General features: G+C 66.3%; 20 protein-coding genes. 7 read left to right on the top strand and 13 right to left on the bottom strand.

Annotated features, from left to right (window positions below; genetic code table 11):
• Positions 1 to 55: 55 nt before the first annotated feature.
• Genes ACZ9CK_RS14200 through ACZ9CK_RS14190 form a run of 3 tightly spaced genes read left to right on the top strand, consistent with a single transcriptional unit; the run spans position 56 to position 3053 of the window.
• Entirely contained in the window at positions 56 to 1279 is a 1224-nt protein-coding gene (locus ACZ9CK_RS14200; RefSeq protein WP_476050259.1) for a thiolase family protein, read from the top strand.
• Complete coding sequence (locus ACZ9CK_RS14195; protein WP_476050258.1) at positions 1279 to 2193, top strand: enoyl-CoA hydratase/isomerase family protein; 915 nt, start codon at positions 1279 to 1281, stop codon at positions 2191 to 2193. The genes ACZ9CK_RS14200 and ACZ9CK_RS14195 overlap by 1 nt, the downstream gene beginning before the upstream one ends.
• Positions 2190 to 3053, top strand: coding sequence for a 3-hydroxyacyl-CoA dehydrogenase family protein (locus ACZ9CK_RS14190; RefSeq protein WP_426299517.1), 864 nt, complete (start codon positions 2190 to 2192; stop codon positions 3051 to 3053). The genes ACZ9CK_RS14195 and ACZ9CK_RS14190 overlap by 4 nt, the downstream gene beginning before the upstream one ends.
• Positions 3054 to 3104: 51 nt before the next feature.
• Here the strand turns inward: ACZ9CK_RS14190 and ACZ9CK_RS14185 are convergent, their stop codons facing one another.
• The gene (locus ACZ9CK_RS14185) at positions 3105 to 3917 is read right to left on the bottom strand and encodes a GDSL-type esterase/lipase family protein (RefSeq protein WP_476050257.1); all 813 of its coding nucleotides are present in this window, start codon (positions 3915 to 3917) and stop codon (positions 3105 to 3107) included.
• A gap of 147 nt (positions 3918 to 4064) precedes the next feature.
• Here ACZ9CK_RS14185 and ACZ9CK_RS14180 point away from each other — a divergent pair, with 147 nt between their 5' ends.
• The gene (locus ACZ9CK_RS14180) at positions 4065 to 4658 is read left to right on the top strand and encodes a GNAT family N-acetyltransferase (protein WP_476050256.1); all 594 of its coding nucleotides are present in this window, start codon (positions 4065 to 4067) and stop codon (positions 4656 to 4658) included.
• Positions 4659 to 4702: 44 nt separating this feature from the next.
• Here the strand turns inward: ACZ9CK_RS14180 and ACZ9CK_RS14175 are convergent, their stop codons facing one another.
• The 7 genes from ACZ9CK_RS14175 to ACZ9CK_RS14145 form a co-directional block, all read right to left on the bottom strand.
• Positions 4703 to 5881: a Gfo/Idh/MocA family protein gene (locus ACZ9CK_RS14175; RefSeq protein ID WP_476050908.1), complete on the bottom strand. Its 1179-nt coding sequence runs from the start codon at positions 5879 to 5881 to the stop codon at positions 4703 to 4705.
• The gene (locus tag ACZ9CK_RS14170) at positions 5878 to 7005 is read right to left on the bottom strand and encodes a Gfo/Idh/MocA family protein (protein WP_476050255.1); all 1128 of its coding nucleotides are present in this window, start codon (positions 7003 to 7005) and stop codon (positions 5878 to 5880) included. The genes ACZ9CK_RS14175 and ACZ9CK_RS14170 overlap by 4 nt, the downstream gene beginning before the upstream one ends.
• Complete coding sequence (locus tag ACZ9CK_RS14165; protein WP_476050254.1) at positions 7002 to 7778, bottom strand: ThuA domain-containing protein; 777 nt, start codon at positions 7776 to 7778, stop codon at positions 7002 to 7004. The genes ACZ9CK_RS14170 and ACZ9CK_RS14165 overlap by 4 nt, the downstream gene beginning before the upstream one ends.
• Positions 7779 to 7808: 30 nt before the next feature.
• The gene (locus ACZ9CK_RS14160; protein WP_476050253.1) at positions 7809 to 8660 is read right to left on the bottom strand and encodes a carbohydrate ABC transporter permease; all 852 of its coding nucleotides are present in this window, start codon (positions 8658 to 8660) and stop codon (positions 7809 to 7811) included.
• A gap of 7 nt (positions 8661 to 8667) precedes the next feature.
• Positions 8668 to 9651 (bottom strand): carbohydrate ABC transporter permease, encoded by a 984-nt coding sequence (locus ACZ9CK_RS14155; protein WP_476050252.1) that lies wholly within the window; start codon positions 9649 to 9651, stop codon positions 8668 to 8670.
• 10 nt (positions 9652 to 9661) lie between these two features.
• Positions 9662 to 10897 (bottom strand): sugar ABC transporter substrate-binding protein, encoded by a 1236-nt coding sequence (locus ACZ9CK_RS14150; RefSeq protein ID WP_476050251.1) that lies wholly within the window; start codon positions 10895 to 10897, stop codon positions 9662 to 9664.
• 104 nt (positions 10898 to 11001) lie between these two features.
• Complete coding sequence (locus ACZ9CK_RS14145; protein ID WP_426299501.1) at positions 11002 to 12024, bottom strand: LacI family DNA-binding transcriptional regulator; 1023 nt, start codon at positions 12022 to 12024, stop codon at positions 11002 to 11004.
• A 173-nt stretch (positions 12025 to 12197) separates the two neighbouring features.
• Between ACZ9CK_RS14145 and ACZ9CK_RS14140 the strand changes: the two genes are divergently transcribed.
• Together ACZ9CK_RS14140 and paaZ are read left to right on the top strand one after the other, a co-directional pair.
• Entirely contained in the window at positions 12198 to 12923 is a 726-nt protein-coding gene (locus ACZ9CK_RS14140) for a tyrosine-protein phosphatase (protein ID WP_476050250.1), read from the top strand.
• A gap of 121 nt (positions 12924 to 13044) precedes the next feature.
• Positions 13045 to 15171 carry a phenylacetic acid degradation bifunctional protein PaaZ gene (gene paaZ, locus ACZ9CK_RS14135; protein WP_476050249.1) on the top strand — a complete coding sequence of 709 codons (2127 nt, stop codon included), beginning with the start codon at positions 13045 to 13047 and terminating at the stop codon, positions 15169 to 15171.
• Positions 15172 to 15262: 91 nt separating this feature from the next.
• Here paaZ and ACZ9CK_RS14130 read toward each other — a convergent pair whose 3' ends face one another.
• From ACZ9CK_RS14130 to ACZ9CK_RS14115, 4 genes are all read right to left on the bottom strand, one after another.
• On the bottom strand, positions 15263 to 16555 hold the full coding sequence (locus ACZ9CK_RS14130; protein ID WP_426299495.1) for an HAD family hydrolase: 1293 nt from the start codon (positions 16553 to 16555) through the stop codon (positions 15263 to 15265).
• Positions 16556 to 16710: 155 nt separating this feature from the next.
• Complete coding sequence (locus ACZ9CK_RS14125; protein WP_074587026.1) at positions 16711 to 17319, bottom strand: TetR/AcrR family transcriptional regulator; 609 nt, start codon at positions 17317 to 17319, stop codon at positions 16711 to 16713.
• A gap of 107 nt (positions 17320 to 17426) precedes the next feature.
• A complete protein-coding gene (gene paaK, locus ACZ9CK_RS14120; RefSeq protein WP_476050248.1) occupies positions 17427 to 18791 on the bottom strand; it encodes a phenylacetate--CoA ligase PaaK in 1365 nt (454 codons plus the stop codon).
• A 6-nt stretch (positions 18792 to 18797) separates the two neighbouring features.
• Positions 18798 to 19304 carry a hotdog fold thioesterase gene (locus ACZ9CK_RS14115; RefSeq protein WP_426299490.1) on the bottom strand — a complete coding sequence of 169 codons (507 nt, stop codon included), beginning with the start codon at positions 19302 to 19304 and terminating at the stop codon, positions 18798 to 18800.
• Between the two features lie 111 nt (positions 19305 to 19415).
• On the opposite strand from ACZ9CK_RS14115, the gene ACZ9CK_RS14110 reads away from it, so the two are divergent.
• Complete coding sequence (locus ACZ9CK_RS14110; protein WP_426299488.1) at positions 19416 to 19967, top strand: GNAT family N-acetyltransferase; 552 nt, start codon at positions 19416 to 19418, stop codon at positions 19965 to 19967.
• Positions 19968 to 19988: 21 nt separating this feature from the next.
• Here ACZ9CK_RS14110 and ACZ9CK_RS14105 read toward each other — a convergent pair whose 3' ends face one another.
• On the bottom strand, positions 19989 to 22193 hold the full coding sequence (locus ACZ9CK_RS14105) for a S9 family peptidase (protein ID WP_476050247.1): 2205 nt from the start codon (positions 22191 to 22193) through the stop codon (positions 19989 to 19991).
• Positions 22194 to 22213 lie beyond the last annotated feature (20 nt).

Raw genomic sequence — 22213 nt, 5'->3', positions numbered from 1 at the left:
TAGAACGAACGGTCGGTAAATTATTCGCCGGCCCTGCTCCGTGAAGGATGTGCTCATGGTCGAGGCTTTTCTTGTTGGCGGCGTCCGTACGCCCGTTGGCCGCTATGGCGGCTCGCTTTCCGCAGTCCGTCCCGACGACCTTGCGGGACTGGTGGTGGGCGAGGCCGTGGCGCGGGCCGGCGTCGACCCTGATTCGATCGACGAGGTGATCCTCGGCAACGCCAACGGAGCCGGCGAGGAGAACCGCAACGTTGCCCGTATGGCGACCCTCCTGGCAGGCCTGCCCCTCCACATCCCCGGCATCACCGTCAACCGCCTGTGTGCATCCGGCATGAGCGCCATCATCATGGCCAGCCAGATGATCAAGGCAGGCGCCGCCGATATCGTGGTGGCAGGCGGCGTCGAATCCATGAGCCGTGCCCCCTGGGTCCAGGAAAAGCCGGCCACCGCCTTCGCCAAGCCCGGGCAGATCTTCGACACCTCGATCGGCTGGCGCTTCGCCAACCCCCGCTTCACCAAAGGCGAGCTCTCCCGGGACGGGAAGATGACCTACTCGATGCCCGAAACCGCCGAGGAAGTCGGCCGGGTGGATGGCATCTCCCGCGAGGACGCGGACGCCTTCGCTGTCGCTTCCCACGAACGCGCCCTCGCCGCGATCGCCGCCGGCCGCTTCAAGGAGGAAATCGTCCCGGTGACGGTGAAGACCCGGAAGGGCGAGACCGTCGTCGACACCGATGAAGGCCCCCGTGAGGGAACCACCATGGAAGTGCTGGCGGGGCTGCGGCCCGTTGTTCCCGGCGGCTCCATCGTCACCGCGGGCAACTCCTCGGGCCTCAACGACGGCGCCTCCGCGATCATCGTCGCCTCCGAGGCGGCCATCCGGAGGTACGGGCTCACCCCGCGTGCCCGGATCATCGACGGCGGAGCTGCCGGCTGCGAGCCGGAGATCATGGGCATCGGCCCGGTGCCCGCCACGCGGAAGATCCTGGACCGCAGCGGCCTCGGCGTCGCCGACCTCGGAGCCGTGGAACTGAACGAGGCCTTCGCCACCCAGTCCCTCGCGAGCATGCGGCGCCTTGGGCTGGACGCCGGAACCGTGAACAATGACGGCGGCGCCATTGCCCTGGGGCACCCCCTCGGTTCCAGCGGCTCCCGGATCGCAATCACGCTGCTGGGCAGGATGGAACGCGAATTGTCCGGGGCAAGCCGTAGGATCGGCCTCGCGACGATGTGCATCGGCGTCGGGCAAGGCTCGGCACTTCTCCTGGAAGGCGTGTAATGGCACTGGATTCTTCGAAGGCACTGGGCGGTTCAAAGGCACAGGGCGGTTCAAAGGCACAGCGCGGTACAAAGGCACTGGATCCGGAAGGATTCGGCACCTTGCTGATTGAGGAGCAGGAAGACCGGCTGACCGTCCTGCTCAACCGGCCGGAGGTGCGCAACGCCATCGACCAGCAGATGGTCGACGAGCTCCACAAGGTCTGCGACTACCTCGAACGGGAGCCGAAGATCCTGATCATTGCGGGCAGCGAAGGCGTTTTCGCTTCAGGCGCGGACATCGGCCAGTTGAGGGACCGCCGTCGTGATGACGCCCTGCGCGGCATCAACTCCACGATCTTCGCCCGCATCGCGCAGCTCCCCATGCCCGTCATCGCCGCGATCGACGGCTACTGCCTGGGCGGCGGCGCCGAACTCGCCTACGCCGCCGATTTCCGGATCGGCACGCCCGCCGTGCGGATCGGCAACCCGGAAACCGGGCTCGGCATTATGGCCGCGGCAGGCGCCACCTGGCGGCTCAAGGAACTGGTGGGGGAGCCCCTCGCCAAGGAGATCCTGCTGGCGGGGGCCGTGCTGCGGGCCGAGGAGGCGCTGCGCATCAACCTCATCACCGGCATTTACGAAGCACCCGTGCTGATGGACGCCGCCCACAAGCTCGCCGATCGCATCGCCCGCCAGGACCCGCTGGCCGTGCGGATCACCAAGTCCGTCTTCCATGCCCCGGAGGGGGCGCATCCGGTGATCGACACCCTCGCCCAGGGCATCCTCTTCGAGTCACGGGCCAAGTTCGACCGCATGCAGGACTTCCTGGACAAGAAGATGGCCGAACGGCTGGCGGCCAAGCTCCCGCAGGACGGCGCGCCCGGCGCGGATATTGACAGCACCCCCGTAACCCAGGATAGGACCACCACATGAGCGTCGTTGCCGCTATTCCGCACGTTGTAGGAGTCCTTGGCGGCGGCCGGATGGGGGCGGGCATCGCGCACGCCTTCCTCGTCAAGGGCGCCACTGTGATTGTGGTGGAGCGCGACGCCGAAGCCGCCGCCGGGGCGCACGCCCGGGTGTCCGACGCCGTTGCCAAGTCCGCCGCGCGCGGCACCCTCGGGGAAAGCCCGGAGGAAGCGCTGGCCCGCTTCAGCACGTCGACGGACTATGAATCGTTCATCCACTGCGGACTGGTGGTGGAGGCCGTGCCGGAGGACTACGAGCTCAAGGTGGCCGCCCTCAAGGCAGTGGAAGCGCACCTCTCCGCGGATGCCTTCCTGGCCTCGAACACCTCCTCCCTGTCCGTTTCCGCCCTGGCCTCGGAACTGCACCGTCCGGCCAACTTCCTGGGTCTGCACTTCTTCAACCCGGTGCCGGCGTCCACCCTGATCGAAGTGGTCCTGGCGAAGCAGACCTCGCCGGAACTCGCTGCCGCGGCGAAAGGCTGGGTGGAGGCGCTGGGCAAGACCGCCGTCGTGGTCAATGACGCACCCGGCTTCGCCTCCTCGCGGCTCGGCGTCGCGATCGCCCTGGAGGCGATGCGGATGGTGGAAGAAGGCGTGGCTTCGGCCGAGGACATCGACGCCGCGATGGTCCTGGGCTACAAGCACCCCACCGGGCCGCTGAAGACCACCGACATCGTGGGCCTGGATGTCCGCCTGGGGATTGCCGAATACCTGCACTCCACGTTGGGGGAGCGTTTCGCTCCGCCCCGGATTCTCCGGGACAAGGTGGCCCGGGGTGAACTGGGGCGCAAGAGCGGCAAGGGCTTCTTCGACTGGAGCGAATGAGTCCCGCGCGGGCTGGCTGGCCGACGCGCGGGACCCGTGCTCCGAGCGTCGCTACCTCTTGAGGGCGGCGTTCACGGCCGTGCGGTAGCCGTTGTTGTAGCCCGCCGCGTTCGGGTGGAAGTTCTCCGGGTTCAGGACGTTGCCGTCGAAGTTGATCCACGGCTTGTCCGAACCGATGCCGTGGTCGAGGAAACGTTGCGTCACGTCCACAAAGCGTGCCCCTGCCGCACGGGAGCCCGCGGCTATGGCCGCGTTGAGCGCATCTGCCATGGAGTTGAACGTGGCCGCGAGGGCCTGCTGCTGCGACGGCATGGTGCTGGTGACGGTAAAGAGCCTCGGATAGCCCGTGACGGCAATGTCGGCAGTAGGCGCCAGGGACCGGAGGTACGCGACCAGTCCTGCAATCTTTGCGGGGAGCTGGGTGAGTGCGGTCCGTGTGCTCTCCACCGCGGCGGCACATGCCGCGCCCAGCGGATCGGGCACGCAGGCCGCGGTCACGGCCCCGGTGCCGACGTCGTTTCCGCCCACGGTGAGGGAGATGTCAGACGCGCTGCCCAGGAGGGCAGCGTTGTTCGTGGCAACGACCGCGACGTCGGTGGTTGTCGCTCCGAAGCAGCCCAGATTGGTGCCGCCCAGGAGGGTGGGGTAGGCGGCGGCAGATTGGAAGCACGGCGGAGCCGATGCCCCGCCGCCGGTGCCCGCGGCGTAGGAGTCCCCCAGCCCCACATAGACCGTTGCCTGCTTTGCCGTGGTGTCTACTGGCGCTGCCTGGGCGGGGGCGCCGGACAGGCCGAATGCGAGGATCGTGGCGGTGAGGGATACCGCCAACGTGTACGCGCGGGATCGGGTATGGTGCGGTTTCATTGGATTTCCCCTTGGTCTCGACGGAGCGGCGTCTCAAAAAGGGCGCTGTGTTTGCGACCCTACTCCCGCGCTGGCCGCCGGTCACGAGTAGCCGGTACTCGTCTGTACGCGCGGAGCCCCCGCTCCGCGCCACGCTAGGCTGAAGCCGTGACGACGATTGCGCCCGTGACCCTCAGCGGCCGGCTGGTAACCCTGGAGCCGCTGCGCCCCGAACACCACGACGGCCTGGTGGAGGCCGCCGGGGACGGCGAGCTGTGGAAGCTCTGGTACACCTCGGTGCCTACACCGGACGGCATGGCCGCCGAGATCGAGCGCCGACTGACCCTGCAGGAGAGCGGCTCCATGCTGCCCTTCGCCACCCGGCTCAACGGCAGCGGCCGCCTGATCGGCATGACCACGTACATGAACATCGACCTCGCCACCCCGCGCCTCGAAATCGGCTCCACCTGGAACGCAGCCTCTGCCCAGGGCAGCGGCAGCAACGCCGAGTCCAAGCTGCTGCTCCTGCGCCATGCATTCGAAACCCTGGGCTGCCCGGCGGTCGAATTCCGTACGCACTGGCTGAACCATCAGTCGCGGGAAGCGATTGCCCGGCTCGGGGCCAAGCAGGACGGCGTGCTGCGGAACCACTCACGCACTGCGGACGGGGTGCTGCGGGATACCGTGGTGTTCTCGATCCTGGAACACGAATGGCCGGCCGTGCGCACCAACCTCGAGTTCAGGCTCGCGAAACGGGGCTGAACCGCAGCTTTGCTTTCCTGCGGCCCGGCCCCGTCCGCGCGCGGTCACACGTTCTGCCAGCGGCTGTCCGCGGCCGCGCTGGCCTCCACCGCAGCCAGCACCTTCTGCACCTGCAGCGCGTCAGAGAACGACGGCGCGGGCTGCTGTCCGTGCGCGATCGCAGCCACGAGGTCCACCACCTGGTGGGTGAAGCCGTGCTCATAGCCCAGGCCGTGCCCGGTGGGCCACCAGTTTCCGACGTATGGGTGAGAGGGCTCGGTGACGATGATCCGGCGGAAGCCCGCGTCCGGCCCGGAGGCGGCATCGTAGAAGGACAGCACGTTCATGTCTTCGAAGTCGAAGGCAAGGGAACCCAGCGTCCCGTTGAGTTCCAGGCGCATGGCGTTCTTGCGTCCCAGGGCGAACCGCGTGGCCTCGAAGATCCCGATCGGGCCGCCGTCCCCGTTGCCGTTGAAACGGGCGGTGAAGATCGCTGCGTCATCCACGGTGACCGGGCCGCGCGGACCATCCATGCCACCGTGCCCGCCGAGGCCCACAAAGTCCCCGCCGACCGGCCGTTCCTTCACGAAGGTTTCCATCAGGGCCGAGACGCCGGTGATTCCTGCCCCTGTGATCCATTGGGCGGCATCGATGCTGTGGGCCCCGATATCGCCGAGCGAACCTGAGCCGGACTTGGCTTTGTCGAGCCGCCAGGTCAGGGGAGCGTCGGCGTCGGACAGCCAGTCCTGGAGGTATTGGGCACGGACATGGCGGATGGTTCCGAGCCGGCCTTCCTCCACCATGCGCTTCGCCAAAGCCAGGGCGGGCGTACGCCGGTAGGTGAACCCGCACATCGAATACACCCCGTGTGCGGCTGCCTCGGCGGCAACGGCCGTCATCTTCTCCGCTTCCTCCACCGTGTTGGCCAGCGGCTTCTCGCACAACACATGCTTGCCGGCTTCCAGGGCGGCGATGGCGATCTCGGCGTGGGTGTTTCCGGGGGAGCAGATATCGATCAGGTCGATGTCGTCGCGTGCAATCAGCCGCCGCCAATCGGTTTCCACCGAGCCCCAGCCGAGCTTCCCGGCGGCGTCCTGCGCCCGGCTCGCGTCCCTGCCTGCCAGCGCGGTCAATTCCGGGGCCAGCGGGAGGTCGAAGAACCGCGGCGCGGTGCGCCACGCCTGGGAATGGGCGGCCCCCATGAAGGAGTACCCGACCATTCCCACGCGCAGCCGCCGGGTCATGGCGCGATCCCGTTCCCGGTAAGGGCCGCCCGGACTGAGGTCCATGACTTCAGGACCTCGAGCACCGCAGGGTCGCGTTCGTCGAGGATCGCTTGCCGGTAGGAGTCTTCGAGCAGTGCATCCACCGAAACGCGGGCGCCGCTGGCGGCGCTCCGGATCGCGGCCTCCACCATGGCCAGGCTCATGATGTTGCGGTGCACCTGTCCCATGGGCGTACTTCCGGTGCGGACAGCAGCCACGAAATCCCTGAGCGAACCTGCGATCTCCTGGCCCGGATCTGCTTCCGCATCCGGGGCGACAGCAAGCGAACAGACAGGTTCGCCGTCCCCGTCCCACAGGACAGTTCCATGCTCGCCGCTTATCCGCCACGATGCGTTCCACGAGGTTTCCTGGCCGGGGCTGCACCAACTGCCGTTGAAGACGAAGCGTTCGCCACCGGTCATTTCGAAGACCGCGGTGGCTCCCGCATCCCCTCGGTACCAACTCCAGGACGGGTTGTATTCCTCGCAGGAAACGGACACGGGATCGGCATCCAGCAGGAACCGGGCCATGTCGAACTGGTGGATGGCCATGTCCAGCAGCAGCGGGTGGTCCATGGCGTCCCGGAACCCGCCAAAGCGCGGGGCCTTGAAGAATTCCGCAGACAGAATGCCAACACGACCCAGCGAAGACACCAGCTGCTTGGCAGTGAAGAGGTGCCGGTTATAGCGGCGGGACTGGCTGACCATGAACAACTGGCCGTGGAATTCGGCGGCGGCGGCCAGCGAGAGCCCCTGCGCCACGGTGGACGCAACGGGCTTTTCGCCGAGGACCGGCAGCCCGGCCGCCAGCGCCTCAGTGGTGACGGGGTGGTGGGCGGCAGGGACGGTGACGTTGATGACCGCCTGCGCTCCGACGTCGGACGCCAGCGCCGCCGTGCCGGCACCGACCGGCAGCCCGGGACGCCCGAGCCAGGCGGCGGCCGCCCGTGCGGCCTCCAGGTCAAGGTCGACGATTCCTGCCAGTTCCACCAGCGGTGACTCTTCCACGGTCCGCAGCCAGGCACGGCCCATGCCGCCGGCGCCGACCACGATCACCCGCAGGGGAGCGCCGTCGTCGGGAATGGTGGCGAACGGCGCGCTCACGCGTTGGCTCCCTGGTAGCTCTTGCCGTTGAAGAAATCGTCGGTCTCGTAGCGCAGCAGTTCGGGGACGGCGCGTTCCGGGCGGTCGGTGACGGCCCATTCGACGGCGTTGGAGATGACGCGGCGGATGTCCTTGTGGTGGTACACGGGGTAGTCCTGGTCCCCGGGGCTGAAGAAGAAGATCTTGCCGTGGCCGCGCCGGAAGGTGCAGCCGGAGCGGAAGACCTCGCCGCCGCTGAACGAGCTGATGAACACGAGTTCCTCGGGCGTGGGGATGTCGAAGAATTCGCCGTACATCTCCTGCTCGGGGATGACGATGGGGTGCGGGACGCTCTTGGCGATCGGGTGTGTCGGGTCCACCGTCCAGACGAGCTCGCGGTCCTGTTCGGAGCGCCAGCGCAGCGTGCACGTGGTGCCCATGAGCTTGGTGAAGATCTTGGACCAGTGCCCGGAGTGCAGCACGATCAGGCCCATGCCGGAGAGGACGTGGCGGTGGACCCGCTCAACGATCTCGTCATCGACGTCGGCATGGGACATGTGGCCCCACCAGGTCAGCACATCGGTGTTGGCCAGGACTTCCTCGGTGAGGCCGTGTTCCGGTTCGTCCAGCGTTGCGGTGTGGACCTCGACGGCAGAGCCCAGGTTCTCTTCGATGCCCGCCTTGACGGCGCCGTGCATTCCTTCGGGGTAGAGCCGGGCGACAAGTTCGTCCCGCTTTTCGTGCCTGTTTTCGCTCCATACGGTGACGCGGATCGGAGCGGTGGTGTCAGTCATGGATTCTCCTTGTAGCTGCTGAGATGCGGTCTACTTGACCGCGCCGCCGGTGGTTCCGGCGGCGATGTATTTCTGGGCTGCGACCAGCAGGACGATGGCCGGGATGGAGGCGAGTACCGCCGTCGCCATGACCGAACTCCAGTCGTTCACGTAGGCGCCGATGTACTGGAAGATGCCCAGGGTCACGGGCCGCACGGCCTCGGTGGTGGTCAGGGTCAGGGCGAACAGGAAGTCGCTCCAGGCGAACAGGAAGGTGAACAGCCCGGCAGTGATCAGGGAGTTCCGGCTCAGCGGAACCACGATCGAGCAGAACGCCCGGACATGCCCCGCCCCATCCACGCGCGCCGCCTCGATGACCGAGGCAGGCATGCCGTTCATGAAGGCCCGGATGATGAGGATCGCGAACGGAATGCCGTGGGCGGAGTCGGCCAGGATCAGCCCCGGAATCGAGTTGAGCAGGCCGAGGTCGTTGTACGCGGTGTAGAGGGCGTTGGCCACGACGATTCCGGGGATCATCTGGCTGATGAGGATGGCGAAGAGCACCACACCGGCACCGCGGACCTTGAAATAGGCCAGTGCGTAGGCTGCCGGGGCCGCGATCGCCAGGCTCAACGCAACGCTGCCCAGCGCGATGAGCAGGCTGGTGCCGAGGTTGCCTGCCTGCTCGCTGATGGCCGTGGCGTAGCCGGTGAAGTCCGGTTTGAGCGGGATCCAGGAGGTTTCCAAGGTGGTGCCGTTGGGCTGCAGGGAAGCGTTGACCATCCAGTAGACCGGGAACAGCATGACCGCGAGGAAAAGAACGGCCAGTGCCGTGTACCCCCAGCTCCTGCGGGAGGGAGCGGTGGCGGTGCCCGCGCTTTTGCGGGCCAGTTGCATTGTCATGGTTTCCTCACTCGTCCACTGCGCGTCGGCTGGCCCGCAGGTACAGCACCGCGAAGACCAGGGAAATGACCACCAGCACGTTGCCCAGCGCCCCGCCCTCGCCGAACTTGAACTCGTGGAAGGACAGATCGTAGGACTGGGTGGCGATTGTCTGGGTTGAGTTGGCAGGGCCGCCATTGGTCAGGCCCAGGATGATGTCCAGGACCTTCAACGTGTAGACGACGCCGAGCACCAGCACCACGCTGACCACCGGACGGAGCATGGGCCAGGTAATGTGGCGGAACGCCTTCCAGCCCGTGGCCCCGTCCAGGGATCCGGCCTCGTAGAGTTCGTCCGGGATTTCCTGGAGACCGCCGTACAGGATGGTGAGGTTGAACGGGATGCCGATCCAGATGTTCACGCCGACCACGGCAATCAGAGCCAAGGAGGTGCTGGTCAGCCACGGAACTCCGGTGTGGATGATGCCAAGGTCACCCAGGAAGCGGTTGAGGGCACCGCTGTCCTTGTCCAGGATCCAGCGCCACACGGCACTGGAGACGATCAGGGGCAACAACCACGGGAGCAGGAGCAGCGAACGGAGGATGCCGTTGAGAGGGAACTTGCGCTGGAAGAAAACGGCAAGCGCCAGGCCGATCACGAACTGGCCCAGGATGGATCCGAGCGTGAACAGTGCCGTATTCAGCAGCGAAGTTGAGAACAACGACGACGACAGCACGGTCGCGTAGTTGGCCACGCCCACCCAGGGGGCTTCACCGGTAAAGAAGGTTGCGGTGGTGTAGTCCTGGAAACTCATGACGACGTTCTTCACCACGGGGTAGCCGAAGAACAACGCCATGTAGACCACGGCAGGCACCAGGAAAAGCCATTGGAAGATGCGCTCACGGCGCATGCGGGTGCGTCGCCGTGAGGCTTGCGCTTCGCCGCCCCCGGACCGGGACGTGCCGGTCCCCGGCCGGGATGCGGTGCGCGATACGTCGGTTGTCAGTGACATGGCCGCCTTCTTACTGGCCTTGGGCCTGCTTCAGGGCGTCTGCGGGAGAAGCCTTACCGGTCAGCGCGGCCTGGATTGCCGTGTAGATCTTGGTGGCCTGGCCGGGCCATTCTTCGCCCAGTTCGCCGGTGCGCGCCTTGGCAGTCTTGATCAGTTCAGTGAAGGTCGCGAGCTTGGGGTTCTCGGCTGCGAACTTCTCAGCCAGCGTGGTCTTGGACGGAATCGTGTTGCGGGCCTTCGCCATCGAGAGCTGGTGCTCGTCGCTGTTCATGCAGGCAACCACCTCGGCGGCCTTTGCCTGGCGAGCCTTGTTTCCCGTCTGCGGGACGGTCCAGACTTCGCCGCCCAGGGGTGCTGCGGCAGTCTGGCCGGCCTCCCGGACCGGGATCTTCACCACGCCGTAGTGAAGGGATGGCTGCTTGTCGAGGGACGGGATCTGCCACGGACCGTTGACCATCATGGCGGCCTTGCCGGCCATGAACTGGTCCTTCACATCCGCCTGGGTCCAGTTCAGGGCCGAGGACGACACTGAGCCGTCCTTGACCAGATCAGTCCAGAGTTGAAGGGCCTGTTCGGTCTCGGGAGTGTCGATCTTCTTCTCATCACCGCCGTTTGACCACATGAAGGGAAGGAACTGCCAGGTGCCCTCATACGTGGGGTTGGCATCGAAGGCCAGTCCGTACTGGTCCCCGGCTGTAAGTTTGGCTGCCGCTGCCTTCAGTTCGTCCCAGGTGGTGGGCGGCGTGACCCCGGCCTTGGAGAGGATGTCCTTGTTGTAGAAGAGGGCGATCGTGTTCACGGTGGGAGCCAGGCCGTACACCTTGTCCTTGTATGTGCCTGCACTGAGCACGCCTTCGGCGAAGTTCTCCGTGCTCACCTTGAAGTCGGACAGGGGCGCCAGCGCCCCTGTGGCGGCGATCTGCTGAAGGTCCGGGTTGTCCAGCATGAGGACGTCCGGCAGGGTCTTGGACGAGGACTGCTGGAGCACCTTGGAGATCAGCGATTTGCCGGGGACGGTTTCGCGTTTGATGGTGACGCCGGCCTTGGTGCCGCAGGAGGTCAGTGCGTCGCCGATGAACGATTTGTCGGGTTCGTTGTTGTAGTAGTCCATCACCGAGATTTCGGTGACGTTTTCGGAAGACGAGGCCGCCGGAGTGGCTCCGCAGGCCGAGATTAACAACGGCAGGCCAAGAAGCGTGGCGGTGGCCAGGGCGAGGGGACGGGTAGTCCTGCGTGCTGACTTCATTGTCTGTTCCTTCTTGTGGTGGGATGGTGGATCGTCGGATTGTCGATGCGTATCGACGATGCGCATCGAGAGGCATCGACTGAAAAGGCGGTTGCGGGAAGGGGTTAGGCGCCGTGGGGTGGACGGAGCGTGCTGGAACGGTGCGTGATGACCGTAGGCACCAGCTCCAGGGATTCGTGTGGTCCCTGGCTGCCGGCTTCGAGGAGTTCGCAGATGATCTTGACCGCCCGGCGCGACACTTCGGCCGGGCGGAGGTCGATGGTGGAAAGCGGAATTGGTTGGAGTTCGGCAAGCGTGGGGGAGGCGCTCCCGATTACGGAAACGTCCTGCCCCGGTGTCAGGCCACGGCTGGCCAAAGCCCTCCGGAGGACGTCCTGGGCGGTGCCGTCCGGGGCGATAAACGCGGGCGTGCCCGTGGTTTCGGCCAAGGCCTTGTCCACGGAGTCCGCGATGACGTCCCTGTCCGTTCCGCCCGGAAGGTGGAGCACTCTTACGCCGAGTTCATTCGCGGCCTTGTCGGTGCCGCGCATGAAACGGTCAACATAGTTCACGTGGCGGTTGACGACTTCCGGCTGCCAGTCGATCACCGACAGCACGGAATGCCCGGCGGCTGCAAGGTCGCGCACGCACTGTTCGCCGGCCATCTCGAAGTCGGCGTCGATGCAGACGAGTCCTGAAGGGTCCCGGGGGATACCGATCAGCACCACCGGCACGTTGAGGCTGCGGGCCACCGGAAGGCGTTCGTCCTCGCCCTCCACCTGCATGAGGATGAGCCCATCGCAGATCTGCTGGCCCACGACCCGCCGGAGCCCGGGAGCGCCTTCGTCCTCCGTGACCAGCAGGATGTCGTGATCGTACTGGCGGGCCGTGTTGGCGATCACGGAAACGAACTCCATGATCGAGGCCATGTGCAGTTCGGGGATGAACGGAATCACCAGGCCGATCACATGGGTCCGCCGTCCGGCCAGGGCCCGGGCGCCGGCGTTCGGCTGGTAGGTGAGCTGCTCGATGGCAGCCTCCACCTTCTTCCGGGTCTTCTCGGAAATGGGTCGCTTGCCGCTGAGGACATAGGACACGGTGCTTTGTGCGACGCCGGCCGCCTGGGCTACGTCCTTGCTGGTGGGCATTGCCAGGCCTCCTTTGTCGCTGCCGGGTAGCTGTTGCATCGTGGCCATTATGCCCCGAGTGTGGCTCGTCGATACGTATCGTCGATGCGTATCGAATGACAGTATGACACGCGTCACGTCACCGATACAAGACTCCCTTCGGCTTTTCCTGCAGCTGTGCTTAGCTGGCAGGTATGGCTGGGAGGGCATCGCGTCGGGGAGGCGTCCACTGGGACGGTGCCGTGAACGCTTGGCATATCGCCGGCGATGTGTACCGGATGGGCCGTCGCGAATGGCTCACCGCGGGTGGCTGGCAGCAGATGTACGACGACGGCGTCCGCACGGTGATCGACCTGCGGAGCCCGCGCGAACGGCAGCCTCGGGACACCGACCCGGATGTTCCCGCGGAACTAATGCTCCGTTTCGACGTGGTGCAGTGTCCCACTGAAGACCCGGACGCCGAGCAGTTCGGCGCCTTGTTCGGTCCCTACCTGAAGGATCCGGCGCATTACGGCCACTACCTGCGGCTTTTCTCGGGCCGGCTTGCCGCCGTGTTCAAGGCGATTGCGGCCGCCCGGGGAAAAGTCGTGGTGCACTGCTCGGCCGGCAGGGACCGGAGTGGAATCGTCGCTGTCATGCTCCAGCTGCTCGCCGGCGCCGGCGAGCAGGAGATCGTCCGCGGCTACCGGCAGGGAATGCGCGGCATCAACGAACGCCACCGCACCCACGGCGTGCCGCACGTCCACGAACGCTACCTGGACGAAGCCAGCCTCGAGGCCCTGCTCGAAACCCGCGAGGCAAGCCTGCTGGAGTTCATCCGTTCCTTGGATGTCCCGGGCTTCCTCCTGGCCAACGGGCTCACCGCCGCTGAAATCGAGGCGGTCCGTTCCAAGTTGAAGGAATCCCCGGCGACCCATTAACAGGGGCAGGGGCCGTCATGTATTCTTGGAATGATTACCGAACGGCCGGTCAGTAATTTTCCCAGTTGGTTTCCGCCGTTCGGTTCCGTTCACGCCCAGGCCTTGGAAGGACCCGTCGACGATGACCAGTACCGCAGTCGCACCGGAAGTAACGGCAGTGCAGCCCGTCCCCAGCTTCGTCCAGGGTGCCTGGTGGGCGCCCGCCGCGGCAGCGGATGGCGTTCCCGTCCGCGATGCGAGCACCGGCGAGGTGCTGGCAAAGGTGAGCACCGAAGGACTGGACCTGGCCGCCGTCGTCGACTACGGCCGCACGGTGGGCCAGCGCGAGCTGGGCAAGCTCACCTTCCACCAGCGCGCGCTGAAACTGAAGGAACTTGCCCAGTACCTCAACGCCCGTCGCGAAGAGTTCTATGAGGTCTCCTTCAAGACCGGCGCTACCAGGATCGACTCGATGATCGATATCGACGGCGGAATCGGCGTCCTCTTTACCTTCGGCTCGAAGGGACGCCGCGAACTGCCCAACTCGCAGGTGGTGGTGGACGGGCCCATGGAGGTCCTGTCCAAGGATGGTTCCTTCGCCGGCGAACACATCTACACCCGCATCCCCGGCGTCGCCGCGCAGATCAACGCCTTCAACTTCCCGGTCTGGGGCATGCTCGAGAAGTTTGCCCCCGCGTTCCTCGCCGGCGTGCCGACCATCGCCAAGCCGGCCACGCCCTCCGGGTACCTCGCCGCCGCGGTCGTGCGGTCCGTTGTCGAATCGGGCATCCTGCCGGAAGGCTCGCTGCAGCTCGTCTCCGGCCCGGCCCGCACGCTCTTGGACGAGCTGGACTACCGCGACCTCATGGCGTTCACGGGTTCGGCCTCCACGGCCAACGCGCTGAAGTCGCACCCCAATGTCGTCACGGGCGGTGTGCGCTTCACCTCCGAAACCGACTCGCTGAACGCGGCCATCCTCGGCCCGGACGCCGTACCCGGGACCCCCGAGTTCGACGCCTTCATCAAGTCCGTCGTGACTGAAATGACGGTCAAGGCCGGGCAGAAATGCACCTCGATCCGCCGCACCATCGTTCCGCAGGACCTGGTATCCGACGTCGTTGCCGCCGTGGGTGCCCGCATCAACGAGCGCGTCGTGCTCGGCGACCCGCGGGCCGAGGGCGTCACCATGGGCGCGCTCGCGTCCCTGGAACAGCTCGCCGACGTCCGCACGGCCGTGCAGTCCATGCTCGACGCCGGCGGTGAACTCGCGTACGGAACGCTCGATTCGCCGTCGGTCACCCGCGCCGACGGCACAGTGGGCGTCGTCGAGGACGGCGCCTTCATGTCGCCCCTGCTGCTGAGCTGGGCCGACTCCGACGCCCGGGAAGTCCACGCCCGCGAGGCCTTCGGCCCCGTATCCTCCGTGATCGGCTACCGCGACCTGGACGACGCCATCCGCCTGGCCGCCCTGGGCAGCGGCTCGCTGGTGGCCACCGTCTGCACCAACGATCCTTCCGTGGCACAGGCGCTGGTGACAGGCATCGCCGCGCACCATGGCCGCGTGCTCATGCTCAACCGAGAGGACGCCCGTACCTCCACCGGCCACGGATCGCCCGTGCCGCACCTGGTGCACGGCGGCCCGGGCCGCGCGGGCGGTGGCGAGGAACTGGGCGGCATCCGTTCGGTGCTGCACCACATGCAGCGCACCGCCATCCAGGGCTCTCCCAACATGCTGACCGCCGTCACCGGCGTCTGGCACAGCGGAGCGGACCGGAACTTCACCCTCGAAAGCGAGGGCGTCCACCCCTTCCGCAAGTCCCTGGCCGAGCTGCGGATCGGCGACGCCTTCCGCTCGGAGCTGCGTCAGGTGACGCTGGAGGACATCACCGCCTTCGCCAACAGCACCGGGGACACCTTCTACGCCCACACCAACCAGGAAGCCGCCGCGGCCAACCCCTTCTTCCCGGGCATCGTGGCGCACGGCTACCTGCAGCTCAGCTGGGCCGCCGGGCTTTTCGTGGACCCGGCGCCGGGGCCTGTCCTGGCCAACTACGGCTTGGAAAACCTGCGCTTCACCACGCCCCTGGCCGCGGGGGATTCCTTCCGGGTGGTTCTCACGGCCAAGAAGATCACCCCGCGCGAAACGGATGAATACGGCGAGGTGGCCTGGGATGCCCTCCTGACCAACCAGAACGACGAAACCGTAGCCACCTATGACGTGCTGACTCTCGTGGCGAAACAGGCTGCCGGGCCGGCAGTGCAGGCCTGAACAGTGCGGAACCCTCCGGCGCCGACTGGCGCCGGAGGGTTGCTTGCGTAGCGGTTCGCCGAGGCGAACGGGCACGGTCCCGGGCCTGCTCTTAGTGCACGGTGTCCTTCTGGTCCGCGATCACGGTTCCGTCCGGCCGCTTGATCGGTTCCTTGCCGTTTTCCGGGGTGGTGAAGCCCTTGGTGGAGCAGGGGTAGGCCTCGCTGCGCTGCGGCTTGGGATCGATGAACATTGGCGTGATGAGCCATTTGCCGCCGTCGTTGTCGTAGGCGCGGCACATCAGTTCCGTGTTGTTTCGGTTGACCACCAGCCTGGCTTCGGTGGCGTCTCCCACGAACGTCACATCCGTGCCGGAGTCTCCGGCCGCGATGATCTGCCGGCGGTCCTCCGGGAGCTGTTCAAAGGCTGCTGCGCCCTTGACGCCGAAGATTTCCTGGTTGGCCCAGCACCGCTTGCCGTCCATGTAGGTCATGACGGAATCCGCGCCGTCGGGCTCGCCGCCGCATCCCTTCAGATGCGTCGTCTGCAGTCCGTTCTCATAGACGCTGCGCACACCAACCACGTGATCCGCATCAATACCCACCTCGCCGGACCAGGCCTTCACCACCGGCTCGGGCGATGCCGACACCACCCACGGGACGATCCCGTGGGCTTTGAGGGTGCTAATGAGGTCCTTGATCTGCGGGTAGACCCGGATGTAGCCGTCCACCTTTTGCGTGCCGACGGTCTGCATGGTGCCTTCGGGTGCGGCCAGGTTCTCCTGCTTCATCGCCGTGGCGAACTGGCCGAGCTGTTCCTCGGTGTAGCCGGCGGACAGCGCCGTGCCCCAGGCGTAGGCGCCGGTGAGACGGCGGGCATTGAAGCCGGCAAAAGCCTCTTGGCCGGCACGGGTCTTGTCGTCCAGGATGGCCAGGATTTCATCCGCGCAATCAGTATCGCTGCTGGTCCTCAGGGGCTTGCCTGCCGGGGTATCCGTACCGCAGGCCGCGCTGAGGGCCTTGGCCGCGGCGTCCGTAAGGTAGCGGTTGGTGGTTTTCCAGTTCTTGTCTTCCGGCTGCAGGACCTTGTCATTGCGCAGCATCCAGAAGTTGGTGCCGTAGCCGATGTCGTTCTTGACGACGGTGTTGTCCCAGTCAAAGATGGCCACCGGGGCCGTACCGCCCTTGAACGTTCCTGTGCACGTGCTGTGGGCGTCAATGGCAGCCTGGAGCTTTTCGCGGATTCCGGCGGGCCAAGTGAGCTTGGAGTCCAACTGCTGGCAGGAGGCCGACGGCGGCGCGCTGCTTGCCGGGGCTGTGCCGGCTGCTGTTCCTGCGCAGGACGTGAGTGCCAGGAGGCCGCCAAAGGCGGCGGCTGCGACGGTAAAGCGGGTACCACGATGCATGCGATATTCCCCTCTGTATGGTGTGAAGCAGACCACTGGGTGGTATGAAAACAGACCGTAGCAGCGGAGTGGGGGTGTTGTATATAGTGCAACGTGGCGCGCACTGTGCGTTGTTTAGGGCGGAGACGGCGCTGCCGACAAGCCGGATCGGGGTCCTAAACGGAGGCGTGCAGGCCATCGAAGGCCATGGTGATGACGTCGTCGGCCAGGCGCTCGGGCGAGAGTGAACCGCCCGGCTTGTACCACTCCACGATCGAGTTGATGGTGCCGAACAGCAGCCTCGTGACCGTGCGCGGATCAATGTCCTGGCGCAGCGATCCTTCCTCGCGGGCATCCGAAATCAGCGCTGCCACCTTGTGGTCGAAGGCGCGGCGGCGTTCAAGGGCGTTGCGCTCGATCTCGGTGTTCCCGCGCAGCCGCAGCAGCAGGGTGACGAAGGGGAGCCGTTCCACCAGGACCGAGATCGTCTGCCGCAGCACGAACTCAAGCCGGGCATCGGCGGCGCCGGAGGTGGCTTCCGGCTGTTCCAGGATCGCTTCCAGGCCGCCCAGGGCGTGGTCGAGGGCGAGCTTGAGCAGCTCGCCCTTCGACGGCACGTGGTGGTAGATCGCAGACTTGGAGATGCCGAGGTTCTCGGCCAGGATGCCCATGGAGGTGGCATCGTAGCCATGGCGGTTGAAGACGTCGACGGCGATGCGCAGCACCGACTGCTGGTCGTAGCCCGGACGCCCGCGCTTGCTTGCTGTTGCTGTTTCCTTCGGCATGTCCGCTATTTTCCCATGTCCGGTTCCCCTGACCGCTTAGATTGCGCCCGGTGGCGCGCAGTTCCCTGTCGTACGCAGTTCCCTGTGGTACTGGTTTCCTGTGGTACTCAGCCTTTGGGCCGCAGGTCGTAGATCCTGCGCAGCTTGCCGTTCGAGCGCTCCAGGGAGCCGGGATCGACGACGTCGATCACGCACGAGGAACCCACATGGATCTTGATCTGCTCGCGCAAGGCGTGGCCCGCCGTCGTGCCGCTGTCCGGGGAGACGCCCTCGCGGCGCTCGATCTTCACGGTGAGGGTGTCCATCCGCTTGCCCTCGGGGCGCGTGATTTCCAGCTGGAAGTGCGGGCTCAGTTCCGGGATCCGCAGGGCGATTTCCTCGATCTGCGAGGGGAACAGGTTCACCCCGCGCAGGATGATCATGTCATCGCTGCGGCCGGTGATCCGGCCCATGCGGCGGTGCGCCGGGCGTGCAGTGCCCGGCAGCAGGCGTGTGAGGTCCTTGGTGCGGTAGCGGATGATCGGCAACGCTTCCTTGGTGAGTGAGGTGAACACCAGCTCGCCCGGTTCGCCGTCACCCAGCACGGAGGCGGTGCCGCGCTCCGGGTCGAAGGGGTCGATGATCTCGGGTCGGAAGTGATCCTCCCAGATGTGCGAGCCGTCCTGGGTTTCCACGGCTTCGCCTGCGACGCCCGGGCCCATGACTTCGGAAAGGCCGTAGATGTCGCAGGCCTTGATGTTCATGGTGGTTTCGAGCTCGTGGCGCATTTCCTCGGTCCACGGCTCGGCGCCGAGCACGGCGTACTTCAGGGAGGTGGACGTCGGATCGATGCCCATGTGGGCCATGGCGTCTGCGATGGTCAGCAGGTAGGTGGGCGTAGCCAGGATCGCATCCGGCTGGAAGTCCTGGATGAGCTGGATCTGGCGTTCGGTCTGCCCGCCGGACATCGGGATCACGGTGCAGCCCAGGGCTTCGGCGCCGGCGTGGGCGCCCAGGCCGCCGGTGAAGAGCCCGTAGCCGTAGGCGTTGTGGACCTTCATGCCGGGACGCACGCCGGAGGCGCGGAGGGAACGGGCCACCAAGCTTGCCCAGTTGGCGAGGTCGTTCTTCGTGTAGCCCACCACCGTGGGCCGGCCGGTGGTGCCGGAGCTGGCGTGGATGCGCGCCACTTGCTCCTGCGGTACGGCGAACATGCCGAAGGGGTACTCCAGGCGGAGGTCTTCCTTGGTGGTGTAGGGGAACTTGCCCAGGTCGCCGAGTTCGCGCAGGTCCGAGGGGTGGACGCCGGCGTCGTCGAACTTGCGCTTGTACAGCGGCACGCGCTCGTAGGCATAAGCCACGGTGTGCTGCAGGCGGCTGAGCTGGAGGGCCTCGAGCTCGTCGCGGGACAAGGTCTCCTCACGGTCCAACTGTGAACGGTCCAGCTGCGCGTCCGGCTGCGTGGCGTTGAGGGTGGAGCTGTTCTGGGTCATGTCTGCCTACTTCTTGGAGATGGTGCGGCTGCGGCCACGGAACTCGGCGATGAGTTCGCCGTAGCCGGCGGGGTCGTCTGGGCTGGGGTCCGCGGAGGGTTCGACGGGGGTGGGGTCCGCGGCGAAGATCTGCACGTCGTACAGTCCGCTGCGCCCCGTGTGCGCCCGGCGGTTCGCGACGGCGGTGATCACCTGGCCCTTGAACGCGGGCTGCAGGAAGTTGATGTCGACGCCGGAAGCCACCGTGATGTTGCGGGCTTGCGACGGCGTGGGGCTGGCGGGATTGCACGCCAGCGCGAAGGCTGTGTCGCCGAAGGCGAAGATCATTCCGCCGTGGGCCATGCCGAAGCCGTTGAGCATTTCCTTGCGCAGGGTCATCCGGATGGTGGCGTGTCCGTCGTCGAGTCGGATGACCTCGAGCCCCATCCATTCGGAGGCGTAGTCGTTCTTGAGGAGATGGTGCTGCACTGCACCGTGCCCCTGAACTGCATCGGAAAGCGCGGTCTCAACCATGCGTCATTGCCTCCAGTTTTATTTACCGAATGTTCATTAGGTAATCCCAGATCAGCGCAAGTGTCAAGGGCCACAACGGTTGGGGCGGGGACGGAGGGGTAGCCTCGGAGCATGCCAAGCATCGATTTGCCCATCCGCACCGAGAGGTTGCTGCTGCGCCGCTTCGAAGCCGGCGACCTCGAACGTTTCCACGCCTACCAGTCCCTGCCGGAGACGGCACGGTTCCTGCTCCGGCCCGAGTTGAGCCTCACGCAGGCCATGGAAGCCCTGGGCCGCTACGCCAACTTCACCTTCGAGAAGGAGGGGGACTGGGCCTGCCTGGCCATCGAGCGTGCGGAGCAGCCCGGGCTGATCGGCGAGGTGGTCCTGAAGTGGCTCCCGGGCACGGGGCAGGCGGAAATCGGCTGGATCATGGCACCGGACGGACGCGGGCATGGCTACGCCACCGAAGCCGCGACGGCGGTGCTCCGCCTGGGCTTCGAGACCCTGATGTTCCATCGCATCGACGCGAAGCTGGACGCCCTCAACAAGGGCTCGGCCGGGATCTGCGAACGGCTGGGCATGCGGCTGGAAGCCACCCTCGTGGACAACTGGCATTACAAGGGCCAGTGGTCCACGGAGCTGATCTACGCCATGCTCGACTCCGAATGGCGCCGCCGCTGACCCCGCGTTGCTCGGTGGGGGCTACTTGAGCCCGGCCCCCGGGAGCAGTTCAGTGGCGTCGAGTGAATCGGCCACGAAGGCGTAGTCCCAGGCCCGTTCGCGCCACTGCACGTACCGACCGGACGCACCGCCGTGCCCGCCGTCCATCTCGATCTTCATGACCACGGGCTCCGCGCCCGTTGTAACAGCGCGCAGTGCCTGCACCCACTTGGCCGGTTCCACGTAGAGCACACGGGTGTCGTTGAAGGACGTCACCGCGGCGATCTTCGGATAGGCCACGGACCGGATGTTCTCGTACGGGGTATAGGACTTCATGTAGGCGTAGGCCTCGGGATCCGTGATGGGGTTGCCCCACTCTTCCCACTCCAGCGCGGACAGGGGAAGCTCCGGGTCCAGGATGGTGGTCAGCGCGTCCACGAAGGGCACCTGCGCCACTACGGCCGCGTACTTCTCCGGGGCAAGGTTGGCCACGGCGCCCATCAGCAGGCCCCCGGCGGAACCGCCCATCGCGGCGATCCGGCCCGGTGCCACCCAGCCCGAGGAAGCCAGCCAGTCCGTGGCCGCCACGAAGTCCGTGAAGGTGTTCTTCTTGTTAAGCTTCTTGCCGTCCTCGTACCAGTGCCGGCCGAGTTCGCCGCCGCCGCGGATGTGCGCGATCACCATGACGATGCCGCGGTCCAGCAGGGACAACCGCGCCACGCCGAACCCAGGGTCCATGCTGACCTCGTAGGAGCCGTATCCGTACACCAGGCCGGCCGCCGTCGAATCCTGCCTGAGCGAAGCATGCCGCAGCACGGACAGCGGCACCCGGGTGCCGTCGTCGGCCACCGCCCATTCACGGGTGGCGACGTAATCGGCTGCGGAATAGCCGCCCAGCACCGGGCTTTCCTTGCGCAACAGCAGTTCGCCCTGCGGCTGCTCCGTGGTGGGCAGCACGAAGTCGTACACCCGCGACGGCGTGAAGTAGGAGGTGTAGCCCATCCGGATCACCGGGGCCTCATAGTCCGAACCGGAAACGCCTGCGGTGTAGAGCTCCTCCTCGAATGCCGGCTCCACTGGCGGTGCCTGGCCCGGGGTGCCGAGGCCGGCGAGCGGGATCACCTGGACCCGCTCGATGGTGTCTTGCCGGACCGAGACCACCAGGTGCGTGGCGGTGACGCCCGCGCCGTTGACCCGTACGTCGTCGGAATGTTCGACGACGGTGCGCCACTGCTGTTCGCCGAGCGGCTTGGCGAGTTCGGCTGGGTCCGCCAGGGAGACCATCGAGTTGATGGCGTCCTTGTTGTGGGTGAGCAGGATGGTCTCGCGTCCCTCGAGCAGGAACGGCTCGGCCTCGTACAGCAGGTGTTCGTCGCGGGAAATCACGGTGGACAGGCCGGCGTCGTAGTCGTCGAAGCGCAACAGGCGCGTCTCGCTGAACTCCGAGCAGCCGATGCTGAGCACCAGATGGCGGCGGTCCGAGGAGAGCTCGAAGCCGAGCCACATGGCCGGGTCGTCCTCCTGGTACAGGACCTCGTCCTGTTCCACCGGGGCGCCGAGCATGTGGGCCTTGACCTGGTAGGGCCGCCAGGAATCGTCCACCACCGTGTAGAACAGGCGGGTGCCGTCCGGGGAGAAAGCCAAGCCGTAGAAAGCGTTCTCGATCACGTCCGGCAGCAGCTCGCCGCTGCGCAGGTCCTTGAAGCGCACCTTGAAGCGCTCTTCGCCGGAATTGTCCACGGCGTAGGCGTAGAGGTTCCCGTCGACGGTCACCGCGGTGCCGCCCACCGAGAAGAACGGCCTGCCCTCGGCTTCCGCGTTGCCGTCCAGCAGGATTTCCTCGCCCGGAAGGTTCACGCCGGGTTCGACGGCGGGCGGCGTCCAGTCAGCCACCGGATCGCCGGAGTCCCGCGCCTGCACCCGGCACTGGATGCCATACTCCTTGCCCTCCACCGAACGGGTGTAATACCACCAGCCGTCCTTGCGGCCAGGCACGGAAAGGTCGGTCTCCTGGGTGCGGCCCTTGATCTCCTGGAAGATCGCCTCGCGCAGCGGTTCCTGGTGGGCCGTCACGGATTCCTGGTAGGCGTTTTCGGCCTTGAGGTGCTCCACCACCTCCGGCGATTCCTTCTCCCGCAGCCACTCGTAGTTGTCCACGAAGACGTCCCCGTGGTGCTCCCGGGCGAACGGGACCTTCTTGGCGACAGGCGGCACGGCCGTGGTGTTCTGCAGCGGAGTCTGGGTCATGGACTCAATATATAGAGCAG

The organism is Arthrobacter sp. TE26545 (assembly GCF_056279005.1).
Note: the sequence above shows the minus strand (reverse complement) of the source record. Positions and strands in the feature narration are given on the sequence as shown.

What these genes read in the sequence shown, in the direction of transcription:
- ACZ9CK_RS14200 (WP_476050259.1), top strand. Translation starts at nt 56, where the DNA reads ATGGTCGAGGCTTTTCTTGTTGGCGGCGTCCGTACGCCCGTTGGCCGC.
- ACZ9CK_RS14195 (WP_476050258.1), top strand. Translation starts at nt 1,279, where the DNA reads ATGGCACTGGATTCTTCGAAGGCACTGGGCGGTTCAAAGGCACAGGGC.
- ACZ9CK_RS14190 (WP_426299517.1), top strand. Translation starts at nt 2,190, where the DNA reads ATGAGCGTCGTTGCCGCTATTCCGCACGTTGTAGGAGTCCTTGGCGGC.
- ACZ9CK_RS14185 (WP_476050257.1), bottom strand. Translation starts at nt 3,917, where the DNA reads ATGAAACCGCACCATACCCGATCCCGCGCGTACACGTTGGCGGTATCC.
- ACZ9CK_RS14175 (WP_476050908.1), bottom strand. Translation starts at nt 5,881, where the DNA reads ATGACCCGGCGGCTGCGCGTGGGAATGGTCGGGTACTCCTTCATGGGG.
- ACZ9CK_RS14165 (WP_476050254.1), bottom strand. Translation starts at nt 7,778, where the DNA reads ATGACTGACACCACCGCTCCGATCCGCGTCACCGTATGGAGCGAAAAC.
- ACZ9CK_RS14160 (WP_476050253.1), bottom strand. Translation starts at nt 8,660, where the DNA reads ATGACAATGCAACTGGCCCGCAAAAGCGCGGGCACCGCCACCGCTCCC.
- ACZ9CK_RS14155 (WP_476050252.1), bottom strand. Translation starts at nt 9,651, where the DNA reads ATGTCACTGACAACCGACGTATCGCGCACCGCATCCCGGCCGGGGACC.
- ACZ9CK_RS14150 (WP_476050251.1), bottom strand. Translation starts at nt 10,897, where the DNA reads ATGAAGTCAGCACGCAGGACTACCCGTCCCCTCGCCCTGGCCACCGCC.
- ACZ9CK_RS14145 (WP_426299501.1), bottom strand. Translation starts at nt 12,024, where the DNA reads ATGCCCACCAGCAAGGACGTAGCCCAGGCGGCCGGCGTCGCACAAAGC.
- ACZ9CK_RS14140 (WP_476050250.1), top strand. Translation starts at nt 12,198, where the DNA reads ATGGCTGGGAGGGCATCGCGTCGGGGAGGCGTCCACTGGGACGGTGCC.
- paaZ (WP_476050249.1), top strand. Translation starts at nt 13,045, where the DNA reads ATGACCAGTACCGCAGTCGCACCGGAAGTAACGGCAGTGCAGCCCGTC.
- ACZ9CK_RS14130 (WP_426299495.1), bottom strand. Translation starts at nt 16,555, where the DNA reads ATGCATCGTGGTACCCGCTTTACCGTCGCAGCCGCCGCCTTTGGCGGC.
- ACZ9CK_RS14125 (WP_074587026.1), bottom strand. Translation starts at nt 17,319, where the DNA reads ATGCCGAAGGAAACAGCAACAGCAAGCAAGCGCGGGCGTCCGGGCTAC.
- paaK (WP_476050248.1), bottom strand. Translation starts at nt 18,791, where the DNA reads ATGACCCAGAACAGCTCCACCCTCAACGCCACGCAGCCGGACGCGCAG.
- ACZ9CK_RS14115 (WP_426299490.1), bottom strand. Translation starts at nt 19,304, where the DNA reads ATGGTTGAGACCGCGCTTTCCGATGCAGTTCAGGGGCACGGTGCAGTG.
- ACZ9CK_RS14110 (WP_426299488.1), top strand. Translation starts at nt 19,416, where the DNA reads ATGCCAAGCATCGATTTGCCCATCCGCACCGAGAGGTTGCTGCTGCGC.
- ACZ9CK_RS14105 (WP_476050247.1), bottom strand. Translation starts at nt 22,193, where the DNA reads ATGACCCAGACTCCGCTGCAGAACACCACGGCCGTGCCGCCTGTCGCC.